Source organism: uncultured Marinobacter sp., assembly GCF_947259545.1.
GTDB lineage: Bacteria > Pseudomonadota > Gammaproteobacteria > Pseudomonadales > Oleiphilaceae > Marinobacter.
In genome coordinates, this window is the sequence record NZ_CAMYMK010000007.1 from 712,457 (window position 1) to 736,434 (window position 23,978).

Consider the following 23,978-nt stretch of genomic DNA (forward strand, 5'->3'; position numbering starts at 1 on the left):
CAAAACAATGAACAAGGTGTTGCGACAAGCTCTTCCGGCAGCCCTGCTGCCCCTCGTCCTGCTCGGCGCTGATTTCGCCTTGGCCGAAGAGAAAGCACGAGAAGACATGCACTACGTTGGCCTTTACGCCACCGCGCTGAACCATCGCAGTATTGCCGAAATCAGCAACAAATCCGCCTGGGGCCAGGTTGGCAGCGTTGTCGTTGGCGGTCACATCACCGACCGGTTCCACGCCGAAGTCCGCGCCGGCGGCGGCTACAAAGACGCCAAAACCGGCGACCTGACGCTCTCCATCGACTACTTCGCGAGCTGGTACATCGGGCTGCATTACCCTGTCACCAGCTACGCCAACGTCTACGCTCAGGCCGGTTTTTCCCACATCAGTGGCGATGCGGAACTGGTTAATCCCGACGCAGACGAGAACCGCCAGTTTCGCGACATTGAGGGAGACTTCCCCGACAGCAGTTTCAGCATCAGCTGGCTGGCCGGGGTGGACTTTGAAGTGATCGACAACGGCTATCTGCTGTTTGAGGGTGGCCGGTTATTCAAGGATACCGGTTCAGGTGCCAACACCTTCCAGTTCTCCGGCGGCATCCGTTACGAATTTTGATGGCGAATATGCCAGCACCGGTGAATCCGGGCATTGCGCTGGAAGTCCTTGTCGATGGTGTCCCGTGACACTTCCTCGATGGCAAACTCCTGCTCCAGCGCCTCATCCAGCTTAAAGCGGCGGAAGTTGTTGGAGAAAATCAGCAACCCCTCGGACGTCAGCCGCTGCATCGCCTGTCGTATCAGCTTGCCGTGATCCTTCTGGATATCCAGCACCCCAGCCATACGAGCCGAATTGGAAAACGTGGGCGGGTCCATGAAAATCAGATCGAACCGCTGGTCCGGAGTCGGCTTCGCCGCCAGCCAGGCCAGACAATCGGCCTGCTCCACCTTGTGATGGCGGGCATCTATCCGGTTCAGCGCCAGATTGTCCTCGGCCCACTTCACATAGGTCTTTGACATATCCAGACTCAGGGACCGGCTGGCACCACCCACCGCAGCATGCACTGTGGCTGCCCCGGTATAACAGAACAGGTTCAGGAACCGCTTGCCGGAGGCATGCTGCTGAATCCAGTGCCTCACCGGACGGTGATCAAGGAACAGACCGGTATCCAGATAATCCTTGAGGTTTACCTTCAGCGTACAGCCATGCTCATGCACATTGAAAAATTCACCACTGGCCGCCTGCTTTTCATATTGCGACGTGCCGGTCTGCCGCTGCCGTTGTTTGCAGACCATATCCTCGCGCTCGATGCCGAGAGCTTCCGGAATGACCGCCAGCGCTTCCGCCAGCCGTTCACGCGCCGCACGCTCATCCACCGATTTGGGCGCTGCGTATTCCTGCACATGAACCAGCCCATCGTAGATATCGATCGCCAGCGCAAACTCGGGCATATCCGCGTCATACAGCCGGTAGCATTCAATGCCCTGTTTGCGGGCCCACTGGCCAATGGTCTTCAAGTTCTTCTTCAAACGGTTGCCCAGCATCGCCGCCCGTTCTTCATTGGCAATGCGGGGCTGAACCTCACCGGGTATGCCTGGCTCCCGGGGCGTCATGGAACTGACGTCATCCACCGAGAATAACAGCAACTGTGCAGGCAGCTTGCCGTTGAACAGCTTGTACTGCTTGTAACTGCGCAGGCCGATGGATTTTCCGAACTCCGGCGCGCCGGTAAACACCCCCAGACGCCAACCGGGGACCGCGGCCTTTACAGCTTCTCCCAGGGAACGGTACAGCGCCCCCAGTTCCTTGCGTTCGCTCAAACGCTCGCCGTAGGGAGGGTTGGTCAGTACCAGCCCCTGCTCAGCCCATTCGCCATCAAGGGCAAAGGATTCAACCGGGCGGCATTCAACGTGAACCAGGCCTTCAAGCCCTGCCCGCTGAATATTCTTCCAGGCCGTAGCAATCACACGGCTGTCCTGATCATAGCCGGCAATACGGGGCAACTGGCCCTGCTTGCCTTCGTGGGCACGGCGTTCGGCTTCCTGGCGCAATTGCAGCCACAATTCCGGCTGATGACCGGGCCACATTTCAAAGCCGAACCGGTCCGTGTTCCGGCCCGGGGCAATATCCAGCGCCATCAATGCGGCTTCGATCGCCAACGTGCCGGAGCCACACATGGGATCGATGAAATCACCGCCGGACTTTGCCAGTTCCGGCCAGCCTGCACGTAACAGCAATGCGGCCGCCAGATTTTCCTTGAGCGGCGCAACGCCCTTCTCGGTACGGTAGCCCCGCATATGGAGACTGTGACCACTGAGGTCCAGCCCCACAGACAGACGACCACGATTCAGGCGCGCCGAAATAGTGACATCCGGTGTTTTTGCATCTACCGAAGGACGCTGCCCGCTGCTCGAGCGCATGCGATCAACAATGCCATCCTTCACCCGTTGAGCACCAAACTGGGTGTTTCGAATGGCCTCGTTCTGCCCCAGGAACATCACCCGGAAGCTGCCATTGGCTGGGATGTGCTGCTGCCAGTCGAGGTGCACCACGCCGTCATAGAGTTCGTCGCCGCTGGTAGCGCTGACCTCGTCGATGTGAAGGATGACGCGATTCGCCAGCCGCGACCAGAGGCAGGCCCGGTAGCCGCTTTCCAGGGGCCCTTCTGCCCACACGCCAGCAGGCGCATTTCGCACCGGTTCCATACCGAATGTGCGAAGTTCATCCGCCAGAAGGTACTCGACGCCTTTTGGGCAGGTTACGAAAAAGACAGAATCAGACAAGTTCTACTCCCGGGAGTTTCGGTATTCGGCTAACTACATGGAAATGGCGCATTTTCTCTGGACCAATACACCTTCGTTATGTCACACAACTATAAGAGAAGCTTCATATAGATGAAATAAATAGTGTACATCGGCTCAATGTTCGACTTACCTTGTAAGAGACGCGTCGTTCGGGAGAGCTTACGAGCTTCTCCGTTAACAGGATCCTGACTGCTCTGGCCAGAACTGGCAATAGTGAGTTACCCCGTCGGATTTATTTCCGGGGCAACCGTATGCCAGGGCTACAGCAGAAGTGTACACGCTTGTTCTGTTAATCCATCAGTGAGGAACGGCATGAAAAGACAGAAGAGAGATATGTACGCTCGTGCATTTAAACGGGGTTATCTGGCCGGTGTGTCCGGTAAATCCAAAGACAGTTGCCCGTTAGAGCAGGCGGAAATCCGCCAGGAATGGTTGAACGGGTGGCGAGAAGGCCGCACAGATCAATGGGAGGGCATGACCGGTGTATCCGGCATCCATAAGCTCGCAAATGTCACCACCGCGTGACACAGTCCATAAACCCCGATCTTTAATCTGATCTTTCAACACTTACAATTTGACGCAACACCTTAAATAACCCAGACGGGTCCTCCCGACCCGTATCATGCGAAGAAGCGCCACGGGGTTTATTCCCCGCAAGGGCCCGCTCAGCGGGCCCACCTTCGTTCTGGGCCGGTAAAAATCCTGCGCCTTTATCCCAATCCCCGGCATCACCGACTCACTGCAGTTTGCGAATCGCCTCGACTGCCTCTTTGATCAATGCCGGCCCCCGGTAGATAAACCCGGTATAGATCTGCACCAGTTTTGCTCCGGCCCGGATCTTCTCAGCCGCGCTCTCGCCGTCTGTTATTCCGCCAACCCCGATGATGGGCAGATCCTCTCCCAGCTCCGCGTACAGCCCTTTAATCACTCTCAGGGAAGGCTCTCGCACTGGCGCACCACTCAGCCCGCCAGCCTCATCCGCGTGGGGATGCCCCTGGACCGCATCACGGCTGATGGTGGTATTGGTGGCGATTACGCCATCCAGCCCCGAGTTTCGCAACGCCTCGGCAACAAAACGGATGCCTTCGTCATCCATATCCGGTGCAATCTTGACCGCAATAGGAACGTAGCGCGAGGTGTTGGCTACGCACTTGCCCTGCTCGTCCTTGATGGCATCCAGCAGGCGCTTCAGGGAATCTCCGAATTGCAGGTCCCGCAACCCTGGCGTATTGGGCGAGGAGACATTCACGGTGATGTAGTCGGCCCGGGAATAGACAGCGGAAATACCTTTGCGGTAGTCGGATTCAGACTCTTCGTTTGGCGTGTCCTTGTTCTTCCCCACATTAATTCCGAGAATGCCCTGATACCGGCGTTTGTCGATTCTTGCGAGCATGTGCTCAAGGCCTTCGTTATTGAAGCCCATGCGGTTAATGATGGCCTGGTGCTCGGGCAGCCGAAACATGCGCGGCTTCGGGTTGCCGGGCTGAGCCAGTGGCGTCACGGTTCCCACTTCGATGAACCCGAAGCCCAGGGCGCCGAGGGCATCCACATGGTCGGCATTCTTGTCGAGGCCGGCAGCCAACCCAACCGGATTGGGGAATTCCAGCCCCATAACATTCACCGGGCATGCATCAAACTTCGGTGCCAATGCCTTCAGCAATCCGAATCGGTCAGCCAGGTCCAATCCGGAAAGTGCAAAATTGTGAGCCTGTTCCGGAGGCAACCGGAATAGCAGATTGCGAATAGCACCGTACATCGAAAAAACTCCTTGCGTTTTGGGTGACGCGGAGTATACCGGAAGTTGTCCACAGCATCTTCTAACTTACTTATTTCACCCGTAAATGCCTGTCACGTGGACGTCTGGTAAGCTTTTCCACGGTTTCTGTGGATAAACCTGTTGAAAATCGATGGGCAACGGTTGCCATCCCTTGATAACTGCGCCAGCCTACAGATTGGTTATTTTTTGATCAGTTATTTTTTTCTTTATTATCAATGCATTATAGAGTTTTTGCATTACGGGCCAACACGGGAAAACAAAACGTTACAGATTCACCGTTTTGTCACCATGTGCATAAATCAGACAGAAGTACCGTTTATACCCTTTTGCTCGGAAAGTCCTCTATTACGGCTATAATGGTCCCAGAACTTTCCGGAGACTGGCCCGAAATGTCCGAAAATCAAAAAGCGTCAGTTCATCACAGCCCTGACCTGGACGCTGAACGACACTCTGCTTCACGTGTCACCGTCATCGGCATGATTCTGGATGCGGTGCTTGGTGCCATTAAAGTCATCGCCGGTGCTCTTTTTCATTCCCAGGCCCTGATCGTCGACGGTATTCATTCGTTCACTGACGTCGCATCGGATTTAGTGGTTCTCGGCGTAATGCGGGTTTCACGTCAGGCCCCGGACCAGAACCATCCATACGGCCACCAGCGTATCGAAACCATTGGCACTCTCGCTCTGGGCAGCATCCTGATTGCCGTCGGCGCCGTTCTGGCCTGGGATAATATTCTGCGACTGATAGCTGGCGGAGCCGATCATGTGCCCGAATGGCCGGTGCTGGTTGCTGCAGCAGTGTCTGTGGGCAGTAAGGAGTGGATTTATCACTACACCCGACATGTCGGCCAGACAATACGATCAGACCTGATTATTGCCAACGCCTGGCACAGTCGCACAGACGCCTTTTCCTCTGTCATCGTTCTGTTCTCCACCATTGGTGCAATGGTTGGCTTTATCTGGCTGGATATTCTGGCCGCGGTGGTGATTGCTGCCATCGTTATGCACATCGGCTGGAAATTCACCTGGGACAGCGTCAAAGAACTGGTCGACACGGGACTGTCCGCGGAAGACACCAGGATGCTGAAGACCATCGCCAACGATACCGACGGTGTACGTAACGTGCACGAACTCCGCAGCCGCCGGATGGGGCACGACATCCTGCTGGATATCCATCTGCTGGTGCGCCCGGAAATCAGTGTGTCGGAAGGACATCAGATCGGCATGCAGGTGGTGTCCAACATGCGGGACGCCCTGGGCAACATTCGGGACATCAACTTCCATATTGATGCCGAGAACGACGAGGACCACCTCCCCACCTCGGAAAAGCTTCCATCCAGGCAGGACATTCTCGACGTTCTCACCAGACACATGGGTGAACTGCCGTCCCATACCCGCCTGCGACTGCACTATCTGAAGAACAAGGTTCATATGGAATTGTTTTTTGACAACCCGGAGCAGAAGCCAGCGATTTCAAACAGCGAGATCAGAGACCAGCTATCCCGCTATCCCTGGTTCGGCAGTCTGCGCACCTGGTACGGCACCCATTAACGGCGCCGGTTATCCTCCATGCGGGAAAGAAATTCCTGCATGATCAGGGTGTAGAGCTCACCACCCAGGAAACGGTCCTCGACGCCCGCATCGATGCTGGGGTTGTCGTTGACCTCAATCACCGCGACCCGGTTCCCGGACTGTTTGATGTCGACCCCGTAGAGGCCATTGCCGATCAACCGTGTAGCGTTCAGGGCGGCCTGAATGACATTTCGCGGCACCTCATAGGTCGGCATGGTCTCGAATCCGCCGCTGTCCACTTCGGCTCCGCCGTGCTGGTAGATCTGCCAATGCCCTTTCACCATGTAGTATTTGCAGGCGTAGATGGCCCGGCCACCCAGTACGCCGATACGCCAATCGTAATCGGTGTAGAGGTATTCCTGGGCCAGCACCAGGGCGGATTGTTTGAAAAGCTCCTTCAGGCCCGCCTTCAGCGATTTCTCATCTACCGCCTTGGTTACCCCTCGTGAAAAGGCGCCGTCTGGAATCTTGATCACCGCCGGAAAGCCGAGCTCGCGGACCACATGCTCCACGCTGTCTTTCTGGTCTTTCGACAGAATCAGGGTTTTGGGAGTGGGCACCTTGTTGTTCTTGAGCAGATCGGCGAGGAACACCTTGTTGGTGCAGCGCAGGATCGATACCGGATCATCAATCACCACCATGCCTTCGGCTTCTGCCTTGCGGGCAAAGCGGTAGGTATGGTGATCAATCGCCGTGGTCTCCCGGATGAACAGACCATCGTATTCCGGCAGGCGCATGTATTCGCGACGGGTAATCTGTTCCACATTGATACCGAGCTTACGTCCGGCCTTCTCAAAACGGCTGAGGGCGACCTTGTCGCTGGGGGGCATTTCCTCTTCCGGATTCACCAGTACCGCCAGATCAAAGCGATAGCGCCGACGCGTTCTGGGCTTGCGCCAGACCATGCTGCTAAAGCGGTCAAAGGCCGTTGCGAAGACGTCCTGCTCCTTCTCATCCAGGTCCGCCGGTGCCGCCGGTTTCATGGATTCAATCTGCCAGGCCTTGCGGCGCTTGAAGACGATCTCCAGGATCGGGCACGGAAATCGCTCAAACAGGGCGCGCGCGACCGGCTTCAGGTCCGGGTGCTCTGCGTGGCCAAAGTAGGTGCGGATACGCACTTCGTGCGTAGCGTGGCGTTCGTCGCTGGCCGGATCAATCTCGGAACCCGCCGCGTCCAGCCAGTTAATGACGCTGACATCCAGCTCTTCCAGCTCCAGGGAAAACAGCCCTTTGCGACTCAGGTCGTTCAGGGTCATCACCGAAGGCACAACATGGTGACCGCGGGCTTCCGCCAGCAGCGAGCAGTAATAGCCCCGGCTCAGGTACTTCGCGCTCTGACACAGGTTGATGACCCGCACCCGGCTCGAAGCCGGCGCCGAGAACTGGAGGTACTGGTCAAAGGTGAGGACGTCCTCACTGGGATAGTACGGTGCCCAGTCTTTGGCGCGATCCACAACAATGAGCAAACGGGACATGGCATTCCTCCCTGAGGGTAAAGCCAGATAGAATTCCGGCAACAATACGCCGGCCCCCATACCTGCACAATCCTTTCAGAATGCGTGCTTTTACGCATGGTGGCACTATTTGCGCTTGTTGAACTCTCTACCATAATAGCCTCATACGGGAAGCACGCGAGCACACCCGACCACGATGTACCCAGGCACCACGATTATGCCCGATCTGATCCTTCGCCAAGCCACCCATGATGACCTGGATGCCCTGATACAGCTGGAGCACCGATGCTTCCGCGATGACCGCCTGTCCCGTCGGAGTTTCCGGCGTTTTCTGGAAATGCCCCGGGACCGGTTGATTATTGCCGAACAGGAAAATGAACTGGCGGGCTACTGCCTGGTGTTGATGAGCGCCGCAACCCGACTTGCCCGCATCTATTCCATCGCCGTCTCCCCTGACGTACGAGGCCAGGGTCTTGGTGAAAAGCTGGTGCAGGAAGCTGAAAAGGAGGCAGTGGAAGCGGATCGCATCGTGATGCGGCTGGAAGTGCGGGAGGACAACGCTGCTGCGATTAATCTCTACAGACGCCTGGGCTATCGTCAGTTCGGAACCTACCGGGACTACTATGAAGATCACGGCGACGCCCTGCGTTTCGAGCGTCGTATTCTGTTCTATGAACCGTCCCGTGAGTTCCCGAAAGTGCCCTACTACCCGCAAACCACGGAATTTTCCTGTGGGCCGGCGGCACTGATCATGGCGATGGCAACCCTGGACGATCACCAGCCGGTAACCACCCTGGAAGAACTGAAACTGTGGCGCGAAGCCACCACCATCTTCATGTTGGCCGGTCACGGCGGCTGTGGCCCCCACGGACTGGCGCTGTCAGCCTGGAGCCGCGGCTTCCACGCCAGTGCCTGGATCAGCAAGGAAGGAGCGCTATTCAAGGATACCGTCAGAAACGACGACAAGAAACGGGTACTGGAGCTGGTGCACGAGGGTTTTCTGTACGACATCGGCCAGACCGGCATCCAGCTTCACCATGATCCGCTGACGCTCGACGGCCTGGAATCTGCCCTGCACGAAGGCCGCGTCCCGGTGATCCTGATCAGCACCTGGCAACTGAACCGCAGCCGCGTTCCCCACTGGGTCACCGTCTGCGCCATTGACGACCAGTTCGTCTACATTCACGATCCGGAAATCGACGTCGAAGCCGGTGAAACCGTCGCCGACAAACAATACCTGCCCATTGATCGCCGGGTCTTTGACAAGATGTCCCGTTATGGCCGCAATCAGCCATTACAGGCGGCAGTGATCGTCGGCCCGAAACGCTAAGCCTGGGCCAGGCCGGCCACTATCCAGTCCGCAGGGCCGCTTCCTTCAGCTCGGAGATATCATCCCGCAAGCGGGCAGCGGTTTCGAAATCCAGTTCCGAAGCGGCCTTGTACATCTCGTCTTCCAGCCGCGCCACTTCCTTGAGGACTTCCTGGGGTGACTTGTTACCGGTCCTGGCGCGGTACTGCTCGGCTTCTTCCGCCGCTTTCTCTCCCGGCCGTTCCGCCTTCCTGCGACCGCGACCGCCGCCGCCAGCACCTTCCATGATATCGGCAATCTTCTTGTTCAGCCCCTGCGGGGTAATGCCCTGTTCCAGATTATGGGCTTCCTGTTTGGCACGCCGGCGTTCGGTCTCATCAATGGCCCTCTGCATGGAGCCGGTGATCCGATCACCATACAGAATGGCCTTGCCATGAATGTTCCGGGCGGCACGACCGATGGTCTGGATCAGGGAGCGTTCGGAACGCAGGAAACCTTCCTTGTCCGCATCCAGAATGGACACCAGGGATACTTCCGGCATATCCAGACCTTCCCTCAGCAGGTTAATACCCACCAGCACATCAAACTCACCCCGGCGCAGGTCGCGAATGATTTCCACCCGCTCCACGGTGTCGATGTCCGAGTGCAGATAACGAACCCTGATATCGTGCTCCATCAGGAAGTCCGTCAGATCCTCGGCCATACGCTTGGTCAGGGTGGTGACCAGCACACGCTCGTTAACCGCGGTGCGGGCACGGATTTCCGACAGCAGATCGTCCACCTGGGTGGACGCCGGGCGAACCTCGATTTCCGGATCCAGCAACCCGGTCGGCCGCACCACCTGCTCAACCACCTGCCCGGCATGCTCGGCCTCGTAGTTACCGGGCGTTGCAGAGACGAAGATCATCTGGGGGGCAATCCGTTCCCACTCATCGAACCGCATAGGGCGGTTATCCAGTGCCGAGGGCAACCGGAAGCCGTATTCCACCAGGGTTTCCTTCCGTGACCGGTCGCCTTTATACATGGCACCAATCTGCGGAATGGTGACGTGAGATTCGTCTACCACCAGCAAGGCGTTGGGAGGCAGGTAATCAAACAACGTGGGCGGCGCCTCACCGGGACGGCGGCCCGACAGATAGCGGGAGTAGTTCTCGATGCCGTTACAGTAGCCCAACTCCATCATCATCTCGATGTCGTAGCGGGTACGTTCTTCCAGGCGCTGCGCTTCCACCAGACGGTTGTTGTCCCGCAACTGTTGCAGTCGTTCGTCCAGTTCCACCTTGATTCGTTCAACCGCGTCCAGCACGGTCTGCCTGGGTGTAACATAGTGGGACTTGGGGTAGATCGTAACCCGCGGCACCCGGCGCAGCACTTCTCCGGTAAGCGGGTCGAAATAGCTGAGGTTCTCCACCTCGTCATCAAACAACTCGATGCGGATCGCTTCTTTCTCGGATTCCGCCGGGAACACATCAATCACATCGCCCCTGACCCGGTAATTGGCCCGGTGGAATTCCACATCATTGCGTGTGTACTGCAACTCGGCCAGCCGGCGCAGGATGTCACGCTGATCGATCTGATCCCCCCGATCCAGGTGCAGCATCATTTTCAGGTAGGACTGCGGATCACCCAGACCATAAATCGAGGAGACCGTGGCCACGATGATGGCATCCGGCCGTTCCAGCAACGCCTTGGTGGCGGACAGGCGCATCTGTTCTATGTGCTCGTTGATGGACGCGTCCTTCTCGATAAACGTGTCCGAGGACGGCACATACGCTTCCGGCTGGTAGTAATCGTAGTAGGAAACGAAGTACTCAACGGCGTTGTCCGGAAAAAATTCCCTGAACTCCCCATACAACTGCGCCGCCAGGGTTTTGTTGTGCGCCATGATGATGGTGGGCCGCTGCACCTGCTGGATCACATTGGCAATGCTGAATGTCTTGCCCGAGCCGGTAACCCCCAACAGCGTCTGGTGTGCCAGCCCCGACTGAATACCATCCACCAGTTCGGCAATCGCCTTGGGCTGATCCCCGGCGGGCTGGAAGGGAGAATCGACCTTGAACGCACCGTCTTTCATAAGGGCGCCGGTTTCTGAAGTGGCCATGATTGGCAGACAACCTCCACTGAATGGTTCGAAAATTCTATTGATGCATACTACAGAGAAATTTATCGTTGCGCTGGCTTCATGGTACCATCACTGCGATCGACGACCGCCCGCAAACTAACCGGAACAATGGTATGCCGGCGCGTCGGAGCCCTATCAGACGCAGCTTTAAGGAGCGCAAGTTTGGACCTTCAACTTTCCAGCCGAGTACAGGCAATCAAGCCCTCTCCCACCCTCGCTGTCACCAACAAAGCAGCCGAATTACGCGCTGCTGGCCAGGACATTATCGGCCTCGGTGCCGGCGAGCCGGACTTCGACACCCCTGAACACATCAAGCAGGCAGCCATGGAGGCCATCAAAAACGGCCAGACCAAGTACACTGCCGTAGATGGTACGCCCGCGCTGAAAAAGGCGATTATTGCGAAGTTCAAACGGGACAACGGCCTGGAATACGAAGCCAACCAGATCCTGGTAAGCAGTGGTGGCAAACAGAGCTTTTTCAACCTCGCTCTCGCCACCCTGAATGCCGGTGACGAAGCCATCATCCCGGCTCCGTACTGGGTATCCTACCCGGATATGGTGCTGGTAGCCGAAGGCAAGCCGGTGATCATCGAAACCACCGCGGACACCCGCTTCAAGATCACCCCGGAACAGCTGGAAAACGCCATCACCGAGCGTACCCGCCTGTTCGTGATCAACAGCCCGTCCAACCCCAGCGGCATGGCCTACACCCAGGAAGAGCTTCAGGCCATCGGCGACGTGCTGAAAAAGCACCCGCAGATCATGATCGCCACCGACGACATGTACGAGCCAATCCTGTGGACCGGTAAGCCGTTTTGCAACATCCTGAACGCCACACCGGAGCTGTATGACCGCACGTTCGTTCTGAACGGTGTGTCCAAGGCCTACTCCATGACGGGCTGGCGTATCGGCTACGCCGCTGGCCCGGCGAAAATCATCGGCGCCATGAAGAAGATCCAGTCCCAGAGCACGTCCAACCCCGCGTCAATCTCCCAGGCTGCCGCCCAGGCTGCTCTGGAAGGCCCGCAGGACTGCGTTGGTGAGATGGTCAAAGCGTTCAAGGAACGTCATGACTGGCTGGTAGAGGCCCTGAACAAGCTACCAGGCGTTGAGTGCCTGAACGGCGACGGCACTTTCTATGTGTTCCCGAGCTTCCAGGGTGCTATTGATGCCGACAGCAGCGTCAGCACCGATGTTGAGTTTGCCGAGAAGCTGCTGACCGAAGCAGGCGTAGCCCTGGTTCCGGGTTCAGCGTTCGGCTGCCCGGGCCATATGCGCCTGAGTTTTGCGACCAGCATGGATAACCTGAAAAAGGCCATCGAGCGGTTGCAGAAAGCCCTCGGCTAAAAAGTTTTGGCCAGGGGTTGACGGGGCGGTATAGCCACCTTAATATACGCGCCTCGTCACACGACGACGTTCCCCGATAGCTCAGTTGGTAGAGCAACGGACTGTTAATCCGTTTGTCGCTGGTTCGAGCCCAGCTCGGGGAGCCACTATTCTGAAAGCCCGCTAATTCTATGAGTTAGCGGGTTTTTTCGTTTTTGGCCTTTATGGTTTGTATTCCTGGCTGGATTGGTGGTTGCTGTTTTGGTTCTGCCCTAGCCTTTTAGCTTGGCGGGAATGGTGCGGATGGAACCCCCTCCCAAAAACCGCTACAAGCACATCCGTGTGCGCTTCTCTCCGGCCATCCATGGCCTCCGAAATTTTTGGGAGGGGGCTCCATCCGCACCACTTTGACAATATTGCGATAGTCATCAACGTAGGTCGGATTAGGCGCAGCCGTAATCCGACAATTTTGGTCGCACATACGGTGTGAAACGCTTTGCCGGATTAACATAGCCTCGGCCAATAATCATGCCCGCGCACTGGGTACAAATGTCATGTCGGATTACGGCTGCGCCTAATCCGACCTACGCGTTCCGAGACTATATCTCTGAAGCTTAATTGGGGTGATGGGGCCTTTCTCCCAAAAATTTTGAGGGCCAAGGATGGCCCGAAAGAAGCGCACATGGATGTGCTCGTAGCGGTTTTTGGGAGAAAGGCCCCATCACCCCTGACACCAAACCTCAAAGGCTAGGGCCGAACTAGAACGCCAGGCACCAAGGTCAGAGGGCCACGACCTCAGAGTGAATAGCTTCCAACGCCGCCAGAGGATCAGCCGCCTGGGTAATCGGACGGCCGATAACCAGGTAATCGGACCCGGCCTTGAGGGCATCTGTGGGGGTCATGATGCGTTGCTGGTCGCCTTTGGCGGCGCTCAGGGGGCGGATGCCCGGGGTGATCAGTTTGAAGTCGGTGCCCTGCTCGGCTTTCAGCTTGGGGGCTTCCTGGGCGGAGCAGACGACGCCGTCGAGGCCGCAGTTTTTGGTGAGGGTGGCCAGGCGGGAGACGTGAGCCTCCGGGCTTTCGGTGATGCCGATACCGGCCAGGTCGTTGGCGGACATGCTGGTCAGCACAGTGACTGCGATCAGCAGCGGGCGGTCAGCGCCGAAGGCTTCCAGGCGCTCGCGGCAGGCAACCATCATGTTTTCGCCGCCGGAGGCGTGGACGTTCACCATCCACACGCCAAGATCCGCCGCCGCCGCTACTGCTGCAGAGGTGGTATTGGGGATATCGTGGAATTTAAGATCCAGGAACACATCGAAACCACGGTCCTGCAGACTACGTACCAGCGACGGGCCGGAACGGGTGAACAGCTCCTTGCCGACTTTCAGGCGACACTTGGCCGGGTCCAGTTGATCCACCAGCGCCAGCGCCGGGTTTTCTGAGGGAAAATCGAGAGCGACGATGATCTTCGGGTCATTGTTGGCTTGCACGGTCGGGTCCTGCGGGTAATCGGGTTAAATGGGCTTCAAAGGGGCTATTCGGCTTCCACGCCCTGGATCGGGCGAACGGTTTCCCACTGTTTGCAGCTGGGGCATAGCCAGTGCAGCTGACGGCCAGAGAAACCACAGTTGACGCATCGGTATACCGGACGGTTGGCCAGAATCAGGTGGCCAATACGACTGACGAGGCGACCTTCGTCAGTCGTCATGCCTTTCTCGTAACCAGCCAGCTCCACCAGGCGCAACAACCCCCGGACACTGGGCCGAACTTCCAGTTCCAGGCGCAACAAATCGATGGCGGCTGGCCGGCCGGACGCCCGCTCCACCGACTCCACCAGCGCCAACAGTAGGCTGGTGCTGGGCCATGCTTCGTACAACTTACGGAGTTTCTTTACCAAACGACCGATGTCACCGTGTTCATGCTCCAGCTTCATCAGGCGATCAACGGCCTCGGAACCAAACTCCGGGTTCTGATCGAATACCTTAAGGCTCTGGTTGGCGGCCTCCTTGAAGCTACCCTGCCGCACCTGCAATCTCATGATGATAAACGTGGCGCGGACGCAGGACCGGTCATACTCCAGTGCTTCTTTGGCCAGCTTCTGGGCACCCCAACGGTCATCACTCTTGAGGGCTTCATCCGCAAGCTCACAGGTGATGTAGGCCAGCGATTTCAGGACAGCCGGGTCAGTCTGGCCACTTGTCAGGGTTCGGGCGACCTGGGCGGCTTTCTCCCACTCTTTTTCCTGCTGATACAGTTCAATCAGCTGTAAAGCCGATTTCCGACCGTATTCCCGATCCCCCATCAATTCATGCAGCAATGCTTCGGCCCTGTCCAGAAGACCGGCGTTCAGATAATCCAAAGCGAGCTCTAAGGTTACTTGTGGGGAAAATCGGGTTGGAAGCTCGGGACGGGCAAGCAGGTTTTGGTGAATCAGAATCGCCCTGTCGGTTTCGCCCTTGTGGCGGAAATGAGCACCGATGGATAGGTGCAGGCTAACTGTGTCGCGATTTACGGCCAGGGACTGGACAAAGTTCTCTACCGCCTGGTCGGAATAGTTGGTGAACAGAAACTGAAGACGATCCCGCACCGACTCTTCATCTGAAATGGCTTTCTTTGAACGCCGTGAGGAACTGCCAAGGCGCCCGGCAAACCAGCCAGCCGCGACCGCAATTGTCAGAAGCAGCCATTGAAGCACTATGTCCATTAAAGAGTCCGGTCGTTCTCGGCCCTGGATTTCTCCAATGCCTGCTCGGTACGAGCAAGTCGTTTCTCAAGGTTTCGGCGGGAAACAGACGTTCGGAAAGTCGCCAGCATGGTAATCAGAACACCAATCAGTGTGCCAATAACAAAGGACATGATAATCCAGACAGCAACGCCATGAGGTTGGGTTTCAAAAATCAGGAAATTCAGGGAAACCGCCATCTGGTTATTCAGGGAAAAGACCAACGCCAGGAGAACCAGGAACACAACCAACAGAACAATAAGAATTTTCTGCAATCCTGCCATCGATGTATCGCTCCCCAAGGGTGATTGCCCCGGCCAGTGTTTTTCCCTGCGAAAGGCGATCAGAAGCCCTTCTTCAGACTGTCGTTAACCTGCTCGCGCAGTTCCTTGCCCGGCTTGAAATGCGGCACAAACTTGGCCGGCAACTGTACGGCCTCGCCGGTTTTCGGATTTCGGCCGGTTCTCGCCGCACGATGATGCAGGGAGAAACTGCCAAATCCGCGAATCTCAATCCTTTGGCCATTGGACAGCGACTGAGACATATGTTCAATGATCGTTTTTACGGCCAGCTCCACATCTTTCACGGAAAGCTGTGTTTGCTTGGATGCAATCAGCTCCACCAGTTCGGACTTCGTCATGAGGCGCTTCCCTCTTCTTTATTATTGGATAGCCGGTTACCAGCTCCATGCCCCTAGTTTAGCCAAACCAGAAAAAAACACAAAAAAAACGGGCTCTTAGAGCCCGTTTTTTTACACCAACCGGAAAACTTATTCCTTGTTGGCGTTTTGCTGTTGCATCTGCTCCTTGATGAGATCACCGATGGTGGTCGCACCAGAAGTTTCAGCGGTCTTGCTGCGCACGCTCTCAAGTGCCTGCTTGTCGTCCTCAACATCCTTGGACTTCACAGACAGGTTGATAATGCGGTTCTTGCGATCGATGCTAATGATCTTCGCTTCAACTTCTTCGCCTTCCTTCAGCGCGTTACGGGCGTCTTCTACCTTGTCGCGGCTGATTTCGGAAGCCTTCAGAACAGCTTCAACTTCGTCGTTCAGGGAGATAGTGGCTGCCTTGGCGTCAACGGCGGATACGGTGCCCTTAACAATAGAGCCCTTATCGTTCAGCTGAACAAACTCGGCGAACGGATCGCTTTCCAGCTGCTTGATGCCCAGGGAGATGCGCTCGCGCTCGGGATCAACAGACAGGATAACGGTTTCAACTTCGTCGCCCTTCTTGTATTCACGAACGGCTTCTTCGCCAGTTTCGTTCCAGCTGATGTCAGACAGGTGAACCAGACCATCGATGCCACCGTCCAGACCGATGAAGATACCAAAGTCAGTGATTGACTTGATCTTGCCGGAGATACGGTCGCCTTTGTTGAACTTGCTGGAGAAATCTTCCCACGGGTTGGATACACACTGCTTGATACCCAGGGAAATACGACGACGCTCTTCGTCGATATCCAGAATCATCACGCCTACTTCGTCGCCAACCTGAACGACTTTGGACGGATGGATGTTCTTGTTGGTCCAATCCATTTCGGATACGTGAACCAGACCTTCAACGCCTTCTTCCAGCTCAGCAAAGCAGCCGTAGTCGGTCAGATTGGTGACACGAGCGGTGACCTTGCTGTTTTCCGGATAGCGACCCTTGATATCAACCCAGGGATCTTCACCCAGTTGCTTCAGACCCAGCGATACACGGTTACGCTCACGATCAAACTTCAGTACCTTGACGTTGATCTCGTCGCCCACATTGACGATTTCGCTCGGATGCTTGATGCGCTTCCAGGCCATATCGGTGATGTGCAGCAGGCCGTCAACACCACCCAGATCCACGAACGCGCCGTAGTCGGTCAGGTTCTTGACGATACCCTTGATTTCCAGACCTTCGGTCAGGGTTTCGAGCAGAGCTTCACGCTCGGCACTGTTTTCAGCTTCCAGAACGGCGCGGCGGGAAACAACCACGTTGTTACGCTTCTGGTCCAGCTTGATAACCTTGAATTCCAGCTCTTTGTTCTCCAGGTGCGCGGTGTCGCGAACCGGACGAACGTCTACCAGAGAGCCTGGCAGGAAGGCGCGGATGCCGGACAGATCGACGGTGAAACCACCCTTGACCTTGCCGTTGATAACACCCTTGACCACTTCTTCAGCTTCGAAGGACTTCTCGAGTACCTTCCAGGCTTCAGCGCGCTTGGCCTTCTCACGGGACAGACGGGTTTCACCGAAACCGTCTTCAACAGCGTCGAGAGCTACATCGACAACGTCGCCAATAGCAACTTCCAACTCGCCTTTTTCGTTCAGAAACTGGGAGGCGGGGATAACGCCTTCGGACTTCAGTCCGGCGTTAACGGTGACCCAGTCGTTGTCGACGTCAACTACGGTTCCCTGGACGATGGAACCCGGTTGCATGTCAATTTCTTTTAGGCTTTCTTCAAAAAGATCCGCAAAGCTCTCGCTCATTATGTGTCCTATATGATCAACGCAAGTGTGCTCCGTGCCACCAGCAACACGGTCTGTTAGTAAGTTCCGGACGCAGCCTGTGGCTGGCAGATAACGCTACAACCGGCATTTCAACAACAAAAAGGTGTGGTCAGGCCTGGCCTGCTGCGGCCATACACCTACCCAACACCTCTTCTATACTCAACCCCGTAGAATCAATGACTTGCGCATCATCTGCGGGCTTGAGAGGGGCTGCGGAACGGTTCATATCCCGTTCATCACGAACCCGTATCTCCTCTAAAAGGGCGTCAATATTAACATTGACACCTGCGTCCTTCAACTGGCTGTAGCGCCGTCTGGCTCTCTCCTCGGCGCTGGCCGTCAGGAAAATCTTGACCGGGGCGTCCGGAAATACCACGGTGCCCATGTCGCGGCCATCGGCCACCAGGCCGGGAGCCTGCCGGAAGTCCCGCTGCCGCTGCAACAGGGCATCACGCACCGGCTGCATCACCGCAACCCTGGAGGCATTATCACCGGTCGTTTCTGTACGTATATCTGCGGTTACGTCCTTGCCGGCGAGGATTACTTTAACCGGCTCACCTGGCGCCGTTGGCTCAAAAGCTACATCCAGACCAGCAGCCACCTTGACCAGACCCGCTTCATCGTCCAGGGATACACCCTGACGCACTGCGGCCAGGGCCGTCAGGCGATAAAGCGCGCCGCTGTCCAGCAGGTGCCAACCCAGCTTACGGGCGAGCATCTGGGTGACCGTCCCCTTACCGGACCCTCCCGGGCCGTCAATAGTGATGACCGGAGCCTTGGTACTGGACATCATTCCTCCCCTTCGGTGGTGATCAGGATACCGGTGTCGCGGGCAAGCTCCACAAACCCGGGAAATGACGTCGCGACATTGGCGCAATCGGTCACTTCAATGTCTCCGGTTGCACGCAGGGACGCCACGGCAAACGACATCGCAATGCGGTGATCTCCGTGACTATCGACCTTGCCACCGCCGATCGGCTGACCACCGTCGATAATAATGCCATCGGGCGTCACCGTTGTTTCCACGCCAAGTGCCGCCAGGCCATCCGCCATCACCTGAATCCGATCACTCTCCTTGACCCGCAGCTCTTCCGCGCCACGCAGGACCGTACGGCCATCAGCACAGGCAGCGGCAATGAACAGTACCGGGAACTCATCGATTGCCAGAGGCACCTGATCTTCCGGGATATCGATACCCTTGAGCTGCGCGGAACGCACCTTCAGATCCGCCACCGGCTCCCCACCGATTTCACGCTCCTCCAGGACTTCGATATCGGCACCCATCTGCCGCAGGATATTAATAACGCCAACCCGCGTCGGATTCATACCAACGTGGCGCAGGGTCAGCTCGGAATCCGGCGCAATGCTGGCCGCCACCAGGAAAAAGGCCGCAGAGGAAATATCAGCCGGCACATCAATGGCGGCAGCCGTCAGCCTGCCACCACCGGAAACACTGGCTGTGGCACCATCCCGATGCACATGATAGCCAAACCCGGCCAGCATGCGTTCGGTATGGTCGCGGGTCGGTGCGGGCTCGGTGACCGAGGTGACACCCTCAGCGTACAGGCCCGCCAGCAACAGGCAGGACTTGACCTGGGCGGACGCCACCGGCATTTCGTAATGGATACCGGTCAGCGGCTGCCCACCATGAATCTTCAACGGCGGACGACCACCGTCAGCGGTATCGATCACCGCCCCCATAGCGCGAAGAGGGTCAGCAACACGCCCCATCGGACGCTTGGAGAGGCTGCTGTCTCCAGTCAACTCGGAATCAAACGGCTGCGCCGCCAACAACCCCGAGAACAGGCGCATGGCAGTGCCGGAATTGCCCAGGTACAGCGGCCCACGGGGCGCCTGCAGGCCGTTGACCCCCACGCCGTGAATACGCACGAACCCGTCATCCGGGCCTTCAATGGTCACCCCCATATCACGGAACGCCTGTAGCGTCGCGAGGCTGTCCTCACCTTCAAGGAACCCCTTCACTTCGGTGATTCCATCGGCCAGGGCGCCCAGCATGATGGAACGATGGGAAATGGATTTATCGCCCGGTACCCGGATATCCCCGGCGATGCTGCCGCCGGGCTGAAGATGGAACGTTACCTGTTTCTGACTGTTGTTTGTCACGTAAGCCTGTCCTGAAAGCATTTTCGAAAAATGTTCCCGCGCCGCCTTGGCGCGACTGAAAACCCTGAGCATGGTTGCACCGTCTCCGTCGGCAATGGCGGTACGGAGACGGTCGAGATCGTGCGTAAAGTGGTCGATGACCCGCAGCACGGCATCCCGGTTGGAGAGAAAGATGTCGTGCCACATCACCGGATCACTGGCGGCGATTCGCGTAAAGTCCCGGAAACCACCCGCCGCGTAGCGAAAAATATCCAGATTCTCGTCTTCGCCGGCCAGGGTGTCCACCAGCGAAAACGCAATTAGGTGCGGCAGGTGACTGGTCGCCGCCAGCACTTCATCGTGATAGGCCACGGACATGGTCAGGACGGTAGCGCCACATCCCTCCCACAGCGCCTTCAAACGCGCCAGATCCCCGGCATGAACATTATCCGGCGGGGTAAGGATCACCTTGTGATTGGCGAACATCCCGGAATTCGCTGCCCGGATACCGCTTTTCTCAGACCCCGCAATCGGGTGACCGGGGATCACTCGGGGTGAAAGGTCGCCGAAAACCGCCTTTACATCCTCAACAAAGCTGGTCTTGGTACTGCCCACATCCGTAAGAATGGCGTCGGCGGGCAGGTGGGGCTTTAACTCCTCCAGGACCACACGGGTTGCGCGCACCGGCACAGCGAGGATCACCAGCTCACAACCGGAAACCGCCTCGGCAATGGTGCTGGCAGCCTGATCAATGACACCCAGTTCAACGCCCAGCGACAGTTCGTCCTCTCGCTTGTCGGTGCCGATAACGGTGTCGGCCAGGCCGTTCTCACGCATGGCTTTTGCCAGTGAGCCACCAATCAACCCCAAACCAATAACGGCAACCCGACGGAACAGTGGCTTGGTCGTTGCCACGTTACGCCCCCTGCCCCGTCTGGCCGAGAGCATGGGCCAGGGCCGTCAACAACTTTGCATTTTCCTGCTCGAGGCCGATGGACACCCGTAGGTGCCGGGGCATGCCATAACCGGCAATCGGACGCACAATGACGCCCTGTTCCAGCAATGACTGGTAAATACCCATGGCGTTATTTCCAACATCCACCGCGATGAAGTTGCCCGCAGAGGGAATAAATGACAGGCCAAGCTCGCGAAAGCCGGCTTCCAGTTGCGTCATACCACTGGCATTGACCTCGCGGGAACGCTGGACGTAGGCCTCATCTTCCAATACGGCTGTCGCGGCGGCCAGCGCAATGGTATCCACATTGAACGGCTGGCGTACCCGGTTAAGGATATCCGCGATTTCAGGGGAACTGATACTGTAACCAACCCGCAATGCCGCCAGCCCCCAGGCCTTGGAGAAAGTGCGGCAAACGATCAGATTCGGGAACCGGGACAGCAATTCAACTCCGTCAGCGGAGCCCTCACCCTGAAGATATTCGCAGTAAGCTTCGTCCAATACCACGACAACCCGCGCGGGGATCTTTTCCAGAAACGCCAGAATGGCTTCAGAGTTATGCACCGTACCCGTCGGGTTATTGGGGTTGGCCACAAACACCAGCTTTGTGCGGTCCGTGACGGCCGCCGCCATGGCTTCCAGGTCGTGGCCCCAGTCTTTCGCAGGCACGGACACACCTTTGGCGCCAATCGCCTGAGTTACCAACTGATAAATCGCAAACGCGTACTGGGAGAAAACCACCTCCGACTCCCCATCCGCAAAGCAGCGGGCAATCACCTCGAGCAAATCATTGGAGCCATTGCCCAGGGTAATCTGCGACATATCAACGCCGAAGCGGGCCGCCAGTGCCTGCTTGAGGTCAAAGCCGTTACCGTCAGGGTAAAGGCACAGCTCGCTGAGGGCATCCCGGGCTGCGGCCAGCGCTTTTTCGCTGGGACCCAGCGGATTCTCGTTACTGGCAAGCTTGATGATATCGGCGGGATCCAGCCCAAGCTCGCGGGCCAGTTCATCGATGGGCTTGCCGGGCTGATAGGGGGACAGTGCCTGCACTCCCCTGACCGCCAGACTCTGATAATCAATCGACATCACACCTTCCTCAACGCTTGGCCGAACCGTTTCGCCGTCAACACTTTCTCTAGAGCACTCCAATGGGGTAAGAGCCCAGACGCTTGAGCTCAACCGCTTCGTCGTCCACGTCTGCCAGCACCTTGCGCACCTTTTCGTCTTCCACGTGCCCCTCGAAATCGATGTAGAAGACGTAGGCCCAGGTACCACTGGGTGATGGCCGGGTTTCGATACGCGTCAGGCTGAGACCGTGACGATGGAATGGTTCCAGCAATTGATACAACGCCCCGGGCTTGTTGCGCATGGACACCAGGATGGAGGACTTGTCGTGACCGCTGGCGGGCACCTCTTCCCGACCGATAATCAAAAACCGGGTGGTGTTATCCGGACGATCTTCAATACTGTTGGCCACCACCTCAAGCCCGTACAACTCCGCCGCCATATCACCGGCGATAGCTGCTGTTCCAGGCTCTTCCGCAGCCCGACGTGCGGCCTCGGCATTACTGCTCACCGTCACCCGCTCAATACCGTAGCGGTGGGTGTCCAGCCACTGACGACACTGGGCGAACGACTGCTGGTGGGAATAAATCCGGGTGATTTCCTCGTTCTCATTCGCAGGCGACACCAGTAGGTGATGGTGAATTCGCAGCTGCACTTCCCCACAGATTTTCAGGGGCGACGACATGAACATGTCGAGCGTGTGGTTGATCATACCTTCGGTGGAATTTTCCACCGGCACTACTCCGTAATGGGCCGCGCCGGATTCCACTTCCCGGAAGACAGCATCAATGGCCGGCAGCGGCACGCTGATGACCGAGTGGCCGAAATGCTTGAGCGCTGCCGCCTGGGTGAAGGTGCCAACCGGCCCCAGGAAGGCAATGTGCATGGGCTTTTCCAGCGCCAGGCAGGCGGACATGATCTCACGGAACAACCGGGCCATTTCCTCGCCGGACAAGGGGCCGGGATTCTGCTCCTTGATACGGCGCAACACCTGGGCTTCACGCTCCGGGCGGTAGAAGAACACGTCCTGCCCCGAATTGGCTTTCAGCTTTACATTTGCCACTTCCTGAGCACATTTGGCACGCGCACTGATCAACTCCATGATCTTCTGGTCGAGCTGGTCGATCTCGTCCCTCAGTTCACCCAGACGGGTTTGCTCGTCGGTCATGATCAGCCCCGCTCCTTCGCAAATTCCGCCATATAGGCGATCAGGGCATCAACGCCAGCTTCCGGCATTGCGTTGTAGATACTGGCGCGCATGCCACCCACCGAGCGGTGCCCTTTGAGGTTAAGCAACCCACGTGCATCCGCACCTTTCAGGAAGTCACCGTTCAGGGCATCGTCCCCCAGTGTGAACGGCACGTTCATCCACGAGCGGAAGCGGGGATCGATGGGGTTGGCGTAGAAATCATTGTCGTCAATGAAATCGTAGAGCTTTTTCGCCTTGCGCAGGTTGATCTCTCCCATGGCCTGCACCCCGCCCTGGGCTTTCAGCCACTTGAACACCAGCCCGGCCAGGTACCAGGAATAGGTCGCCGGGGTGTTGTACATGGAGTTGTTATCGGCGATGACCTGATAGTTCATCATCGTCGGGGTTTCCTTGCGAGCCTTGCCCAGCAAGTCCTTGCGAATGATGACCACCACCAGACCGGACGGCCCGATATTTTTCTGGGCGCCGGCGTAGATCAGGCCGAACTTCGACACATCCAACGGGCGTGACAACATGGTGGATGACAGGTCCGCCACCAAGGGAACGCTGCCGCTGTCAGGCACGAAGTCGAACTCCAGGCCACCGATGGTCTCGTTCGGCGTGTAGTGCAGGTACGCGGCGTCGGCACGGGTTTCCCAGCGGCTCTGGTCGGGAATGGTGGTGAAACCGTCCGCCTCGCTGCTGGCCGCTACATTAACGGTTCCATACCGGCTGGCTTCCGCAATGGCCTTCTTGGACCAGATACCGGTGTTCACGTAATCCGCGGAGGTTTTGTCTCCCAGCAGGTTCAGAGGAATGGTCGAGAATTGACTGGAAGCTCCACCCTGCATGAAGAGTACGGCGTAATCGTCTGAAATTCCGGCCAATTCACGAAGATCATTTTCGGCCGTCTCGGCAATTTCCAGGAACTCGTCACTGCGATGGCTCATTTCCATCACCGACATTCCCGAACCGCGCCAGTCGAGCATTTCATCCCGTGCCTGTTGCAGCACGCTTTCCGGCAAGGTTGCCGGGCCTGCACAAAAATTATACGCCCTACTCATGATCCTGTGATCTCTCAAGTCTTACCAATCGTTCGTTCTGCGA

At 57.3% G+C, this 23,978-nt stretch carries 19 protein-coding genes and 1 tRNA gene; 6 read left to right on the forward strand and 14 right to left on the reverse strand.

The features are described 5' to 3' along the window. The first annotated feature begins 7 nt into the window (after positions 1-7). Entirely contained in the window at positions 8-610 is a 603-nt protein-coding gene (locus Q0Y21_RS11035) for an outer membrane beta-barrel protein (protein ID WP_297795045.1), read from the forward strand. Here the strand turns inward: Q0Y21_RS11035 and rlmKL are convergent. Beyond that, a complete protein-coding gene (rlmKL, locus tag Q0Y21_RS11040) occupies positions 598-2,775 on the reverse strand; it encodes a bifunctional 23S rRNA (guanine(2069)-N(7))-methyltransferase RlmK/23S rRNA (guanine(2445)-N(2))-methyltransferase RlmL (RefSeq protein ID WP_297795047.1) in 2,178 nt (725 codons plus the stop codon). The genes Q0Y21_RS11035 and rlmKL overlap by 13 nt on opposite strands. A gap of 333 nt (positions 2,776-3,108) precedes the next feature. On the opposite strand from rlmKL, the gene rmf reads away from it, so the two are divergent. Beyond that, on the forward strand, positions 3,109-3,321 hold the full coding sequence (rmf, locus tag Q0Y21_RS11045) for a ribosome modulation factor (protein ID WP_297795050.1): 213 nt from the start codon (positions 3,109-3,111) through the stop codon (positions 3,319-3,321). Between the two features lie 211 nt (positions 3,322-3,532). Here rmf and Q0Y21_RS11050 read toward each other — a convergent pair whose 3' ends face one another. Then, positions 3,533-4,552 (reverse strand): quinone-dependent dihydroorotate dehydrogenase, encoded by a 1,020-nt coding sequence (locus Q0Y21_RS11050; protein ID WP_297795053.1) that lies wholly within the window; start codon positions 4,550-4,552, stop codon positions 3,533-3,535. Positions 4,553-4,962: 410 nt separating this feature from the next. Between Q0Y21_RS11050 and Q0Y21_RS11055 the strand changes: the two genes are divergently transcribed. After that, positions 4,963-6,123, forward strand: a complete 1,161-nt coding sequence (locus tag Q0Y21_RS11055) for a cation diffusion facilitator family transporter (protein ID WP_297795056.1) — start codon at positions 4,963-4,965, stop codon at positions 6,121-6,123. Here the strand turns inward: Q0Y21_RS11055 and Q0Y21_RS11060 are convergent. Then, a complete protein-coding gene (locus Q0Y21_RS11060; protein ID WP_297795060.1) occupies positions 6,120-7,619 on the reverse strand; it encodes a RimK family protein in 1,500 nt (499 codons plus the stop codon). The two genes, Q0Y21_RS11055 and Q0Y21_RS11060, sit on opposite strands and share 4 nt — an antisense overlap. Positions 7,620-7,815: 196 nt before the next feature. Between Q0Y21_RS11060 and rimI the strand changes: the two genes are divergently transcribed. Further along, positions 7,816-8,928: a ribosomal protein S18-alanine N-acetyltransferase gene (rimI, locus tag Q0Y21_RS11065; RefSeq protein WP_297795063.1), complete on the forward strand. Its 1,113-nt coding sequence runs from the start codon at positions 7,816-7,818 to the stop codon at positions 8,926-8,928. Positions 8,929-8,947: 19 nt separating this feature from the next. On the opposite strand, the gene uvrB is transcribed toward rimI, so the two are convergent. After that, on the reverse strand, positions 8,948-10,981 hold the full coding sequence (uvrB, locus tag Q0Y21_RS11070; RefSeq protein ID WP_297795415.1) for an excinuclease ABC subunit UvrB: 2,034 nt from the start codon (positions 10,979-10,981) through the stop codon (positions 8,948-8,950). A gap of 210 nt (positions 10,982-11,191) precedes the next feature. On the opposite strand from uvrB, the gene Q0Y21_RS11075 reads away from it, so the two are divergent. Further along, a complete protein-coding gene (locus Q0Y21_RS11075) occupies positions 11,192-12,376 on the forward strand; it encodes a pyridoxal phosphate-dependent aminotransferase (RefSeq protein ID WP_297795065.1) in 1,185 nt (394 codons plus the stop codon). A 70-nt stretch (positions 12,377-12,446) separates the two neighbouring features. Then, a tRNA-Asn gene (locus Q0Y21_RS11080) sits at positions 12,447-12,522 on the forward strand. A 612-nt stretch (positions 12,523-13,134) separates the two neighbouring features. On the opposite strand, the gene pyrF is transcribed toward Q0Y21_RS11080, so the two are convergent. The 10 genes from pyrF to serC all read right to left on the reverse strand — a co-directional run bounded on the left by pyrF (position 13,135) and on the right by serC (position 23,935). After that, complete coding sequence (pyrF, locus tag Q0Y21_RS11085; RefSeq protein ID WP_297795068.1) at positions 13,135-13,845, reverse strand: orotidine-5'-phosphate decarboxylase; 711 nt, start codon at positions 13,843-13,845, stop codon at positions 13,135-13,137. A gap of 44 nt (positions 13,846-13,889) precedes the next feature. Beyond that, positions 13,890-15,059: a lipopolysaccharide assembly protein LapB gene (gene lapB / locus Q0Y21_RS11090; protein WP_297795071.1), complete on the reverse strand. Its 1,170-nt coding sequence runs from the start codon at positions 15,057-15,059 to the stop codon at positions 13,890-13,892. Continuing rightward, on the reverse strand, positions 15,059-15,361 hold the full coding sequence (locus tag Q0Y21_RS11095) for a LapA family protein (protein ID WP_297795073.1): 303 nt from the start codon (positions 15,359-15,361) through the stop codon (positions 15,059-15,061). Before Q0Y21_RS11095 ends, lapB begins: the two co-directional genes overlap by 1 nt. Before the next feature lie 59 nt (positions 15,362-15,420). Further along, positions 15,421-15,717 (reverse strand): integration host factor subunit beta, encoded by a 297-nt coding sequence (locus tag Q0Y21_RS11100; RefSeq protein WP_012139425.1) that lies wholly within the window; start codon positions 15,715-15,717, stop codon positions 15,421-15,423. Positions 15,718-15,846: 129 nt separating this feature from the next. Continuing rightward, entirely contained in the window at positions 15,847-17,538 is a 1,692-nt protein-coding gene (rpsA, locus tag Q0Y21_RS11105) for a 30S ribosomal protein S1 (RefSeq protein ID WP_297795078.1), read from the reverse strand. A gap of 130 nt (positions 17,539-17,668) precedes the next feature. Then, complete coding sequence (cmk, locus tag Q0Y21_RS11110; RefSeq protein WP_297795417.1) at positions 17,669-18,349, reverse strand: (d)CMP kinase; 681 nt, start codon at positions 18,347-18,349, stop codon at positions 17,669-17,671. Further along, the gene (locus Q0Y21_RS11115; RefSeq protein ID WP_297795081.1) at positions 18,349-20,577 is read right to left on the reverse strand and encodes a bifunctional prephenate dehydrogenase/3-phosphoshikimate 1-carboxyvinyltransferase; all 2,229 of its coding nucleotides are present in this window, start codon (positions 20,575-20,577) and stop codon (positions 18,349-18,351) included. Before Q0Y21_RS11115 ends, cmk begins: the two co-directional genes overlap by 1 nt. A gap of 1 nt (position 20,578) precedes the next feature. Then, positions 20,579-21,703, reverse strand: a complete 1,125-nt coding sequence (gene hisC, locus Q0Y21_RS11120) for a histidinol-phosphate transaminase (RefSeq protein ID WP_297795085.1) — start codon at positions 21,701-21,703, stop codon at positions 20,579-20,581. Between the two features lie 49 nt (positions 21,704-21,752). After that, positions 21,753-22,850: a prephenate dehydratase gene (pheA, locus tag Q0Y21_RS11125; protein ID WP_297795088.1), complete on the reverse strand. Its 1,098-nt coding sequence runs from the start codon at positions 22,848-22,850 to the stop codon at positions 21,753-21,755. Positions 22,851-22,852: 2 nt separating this feature from the next. Beyond that, entirely contained in the window at positions 22,853-23,935 is a 1,083-nt protein-coding gene (gene serC, locus Q0Y21_RS11130) for a 3-phosphoserine/phosphohydroxythreonine transaminase (RefSeq protein ID WP_297795090.1), read from the reverse strand. Positions 23,936-23,978 lie beyond the last annotated feature (43 nt).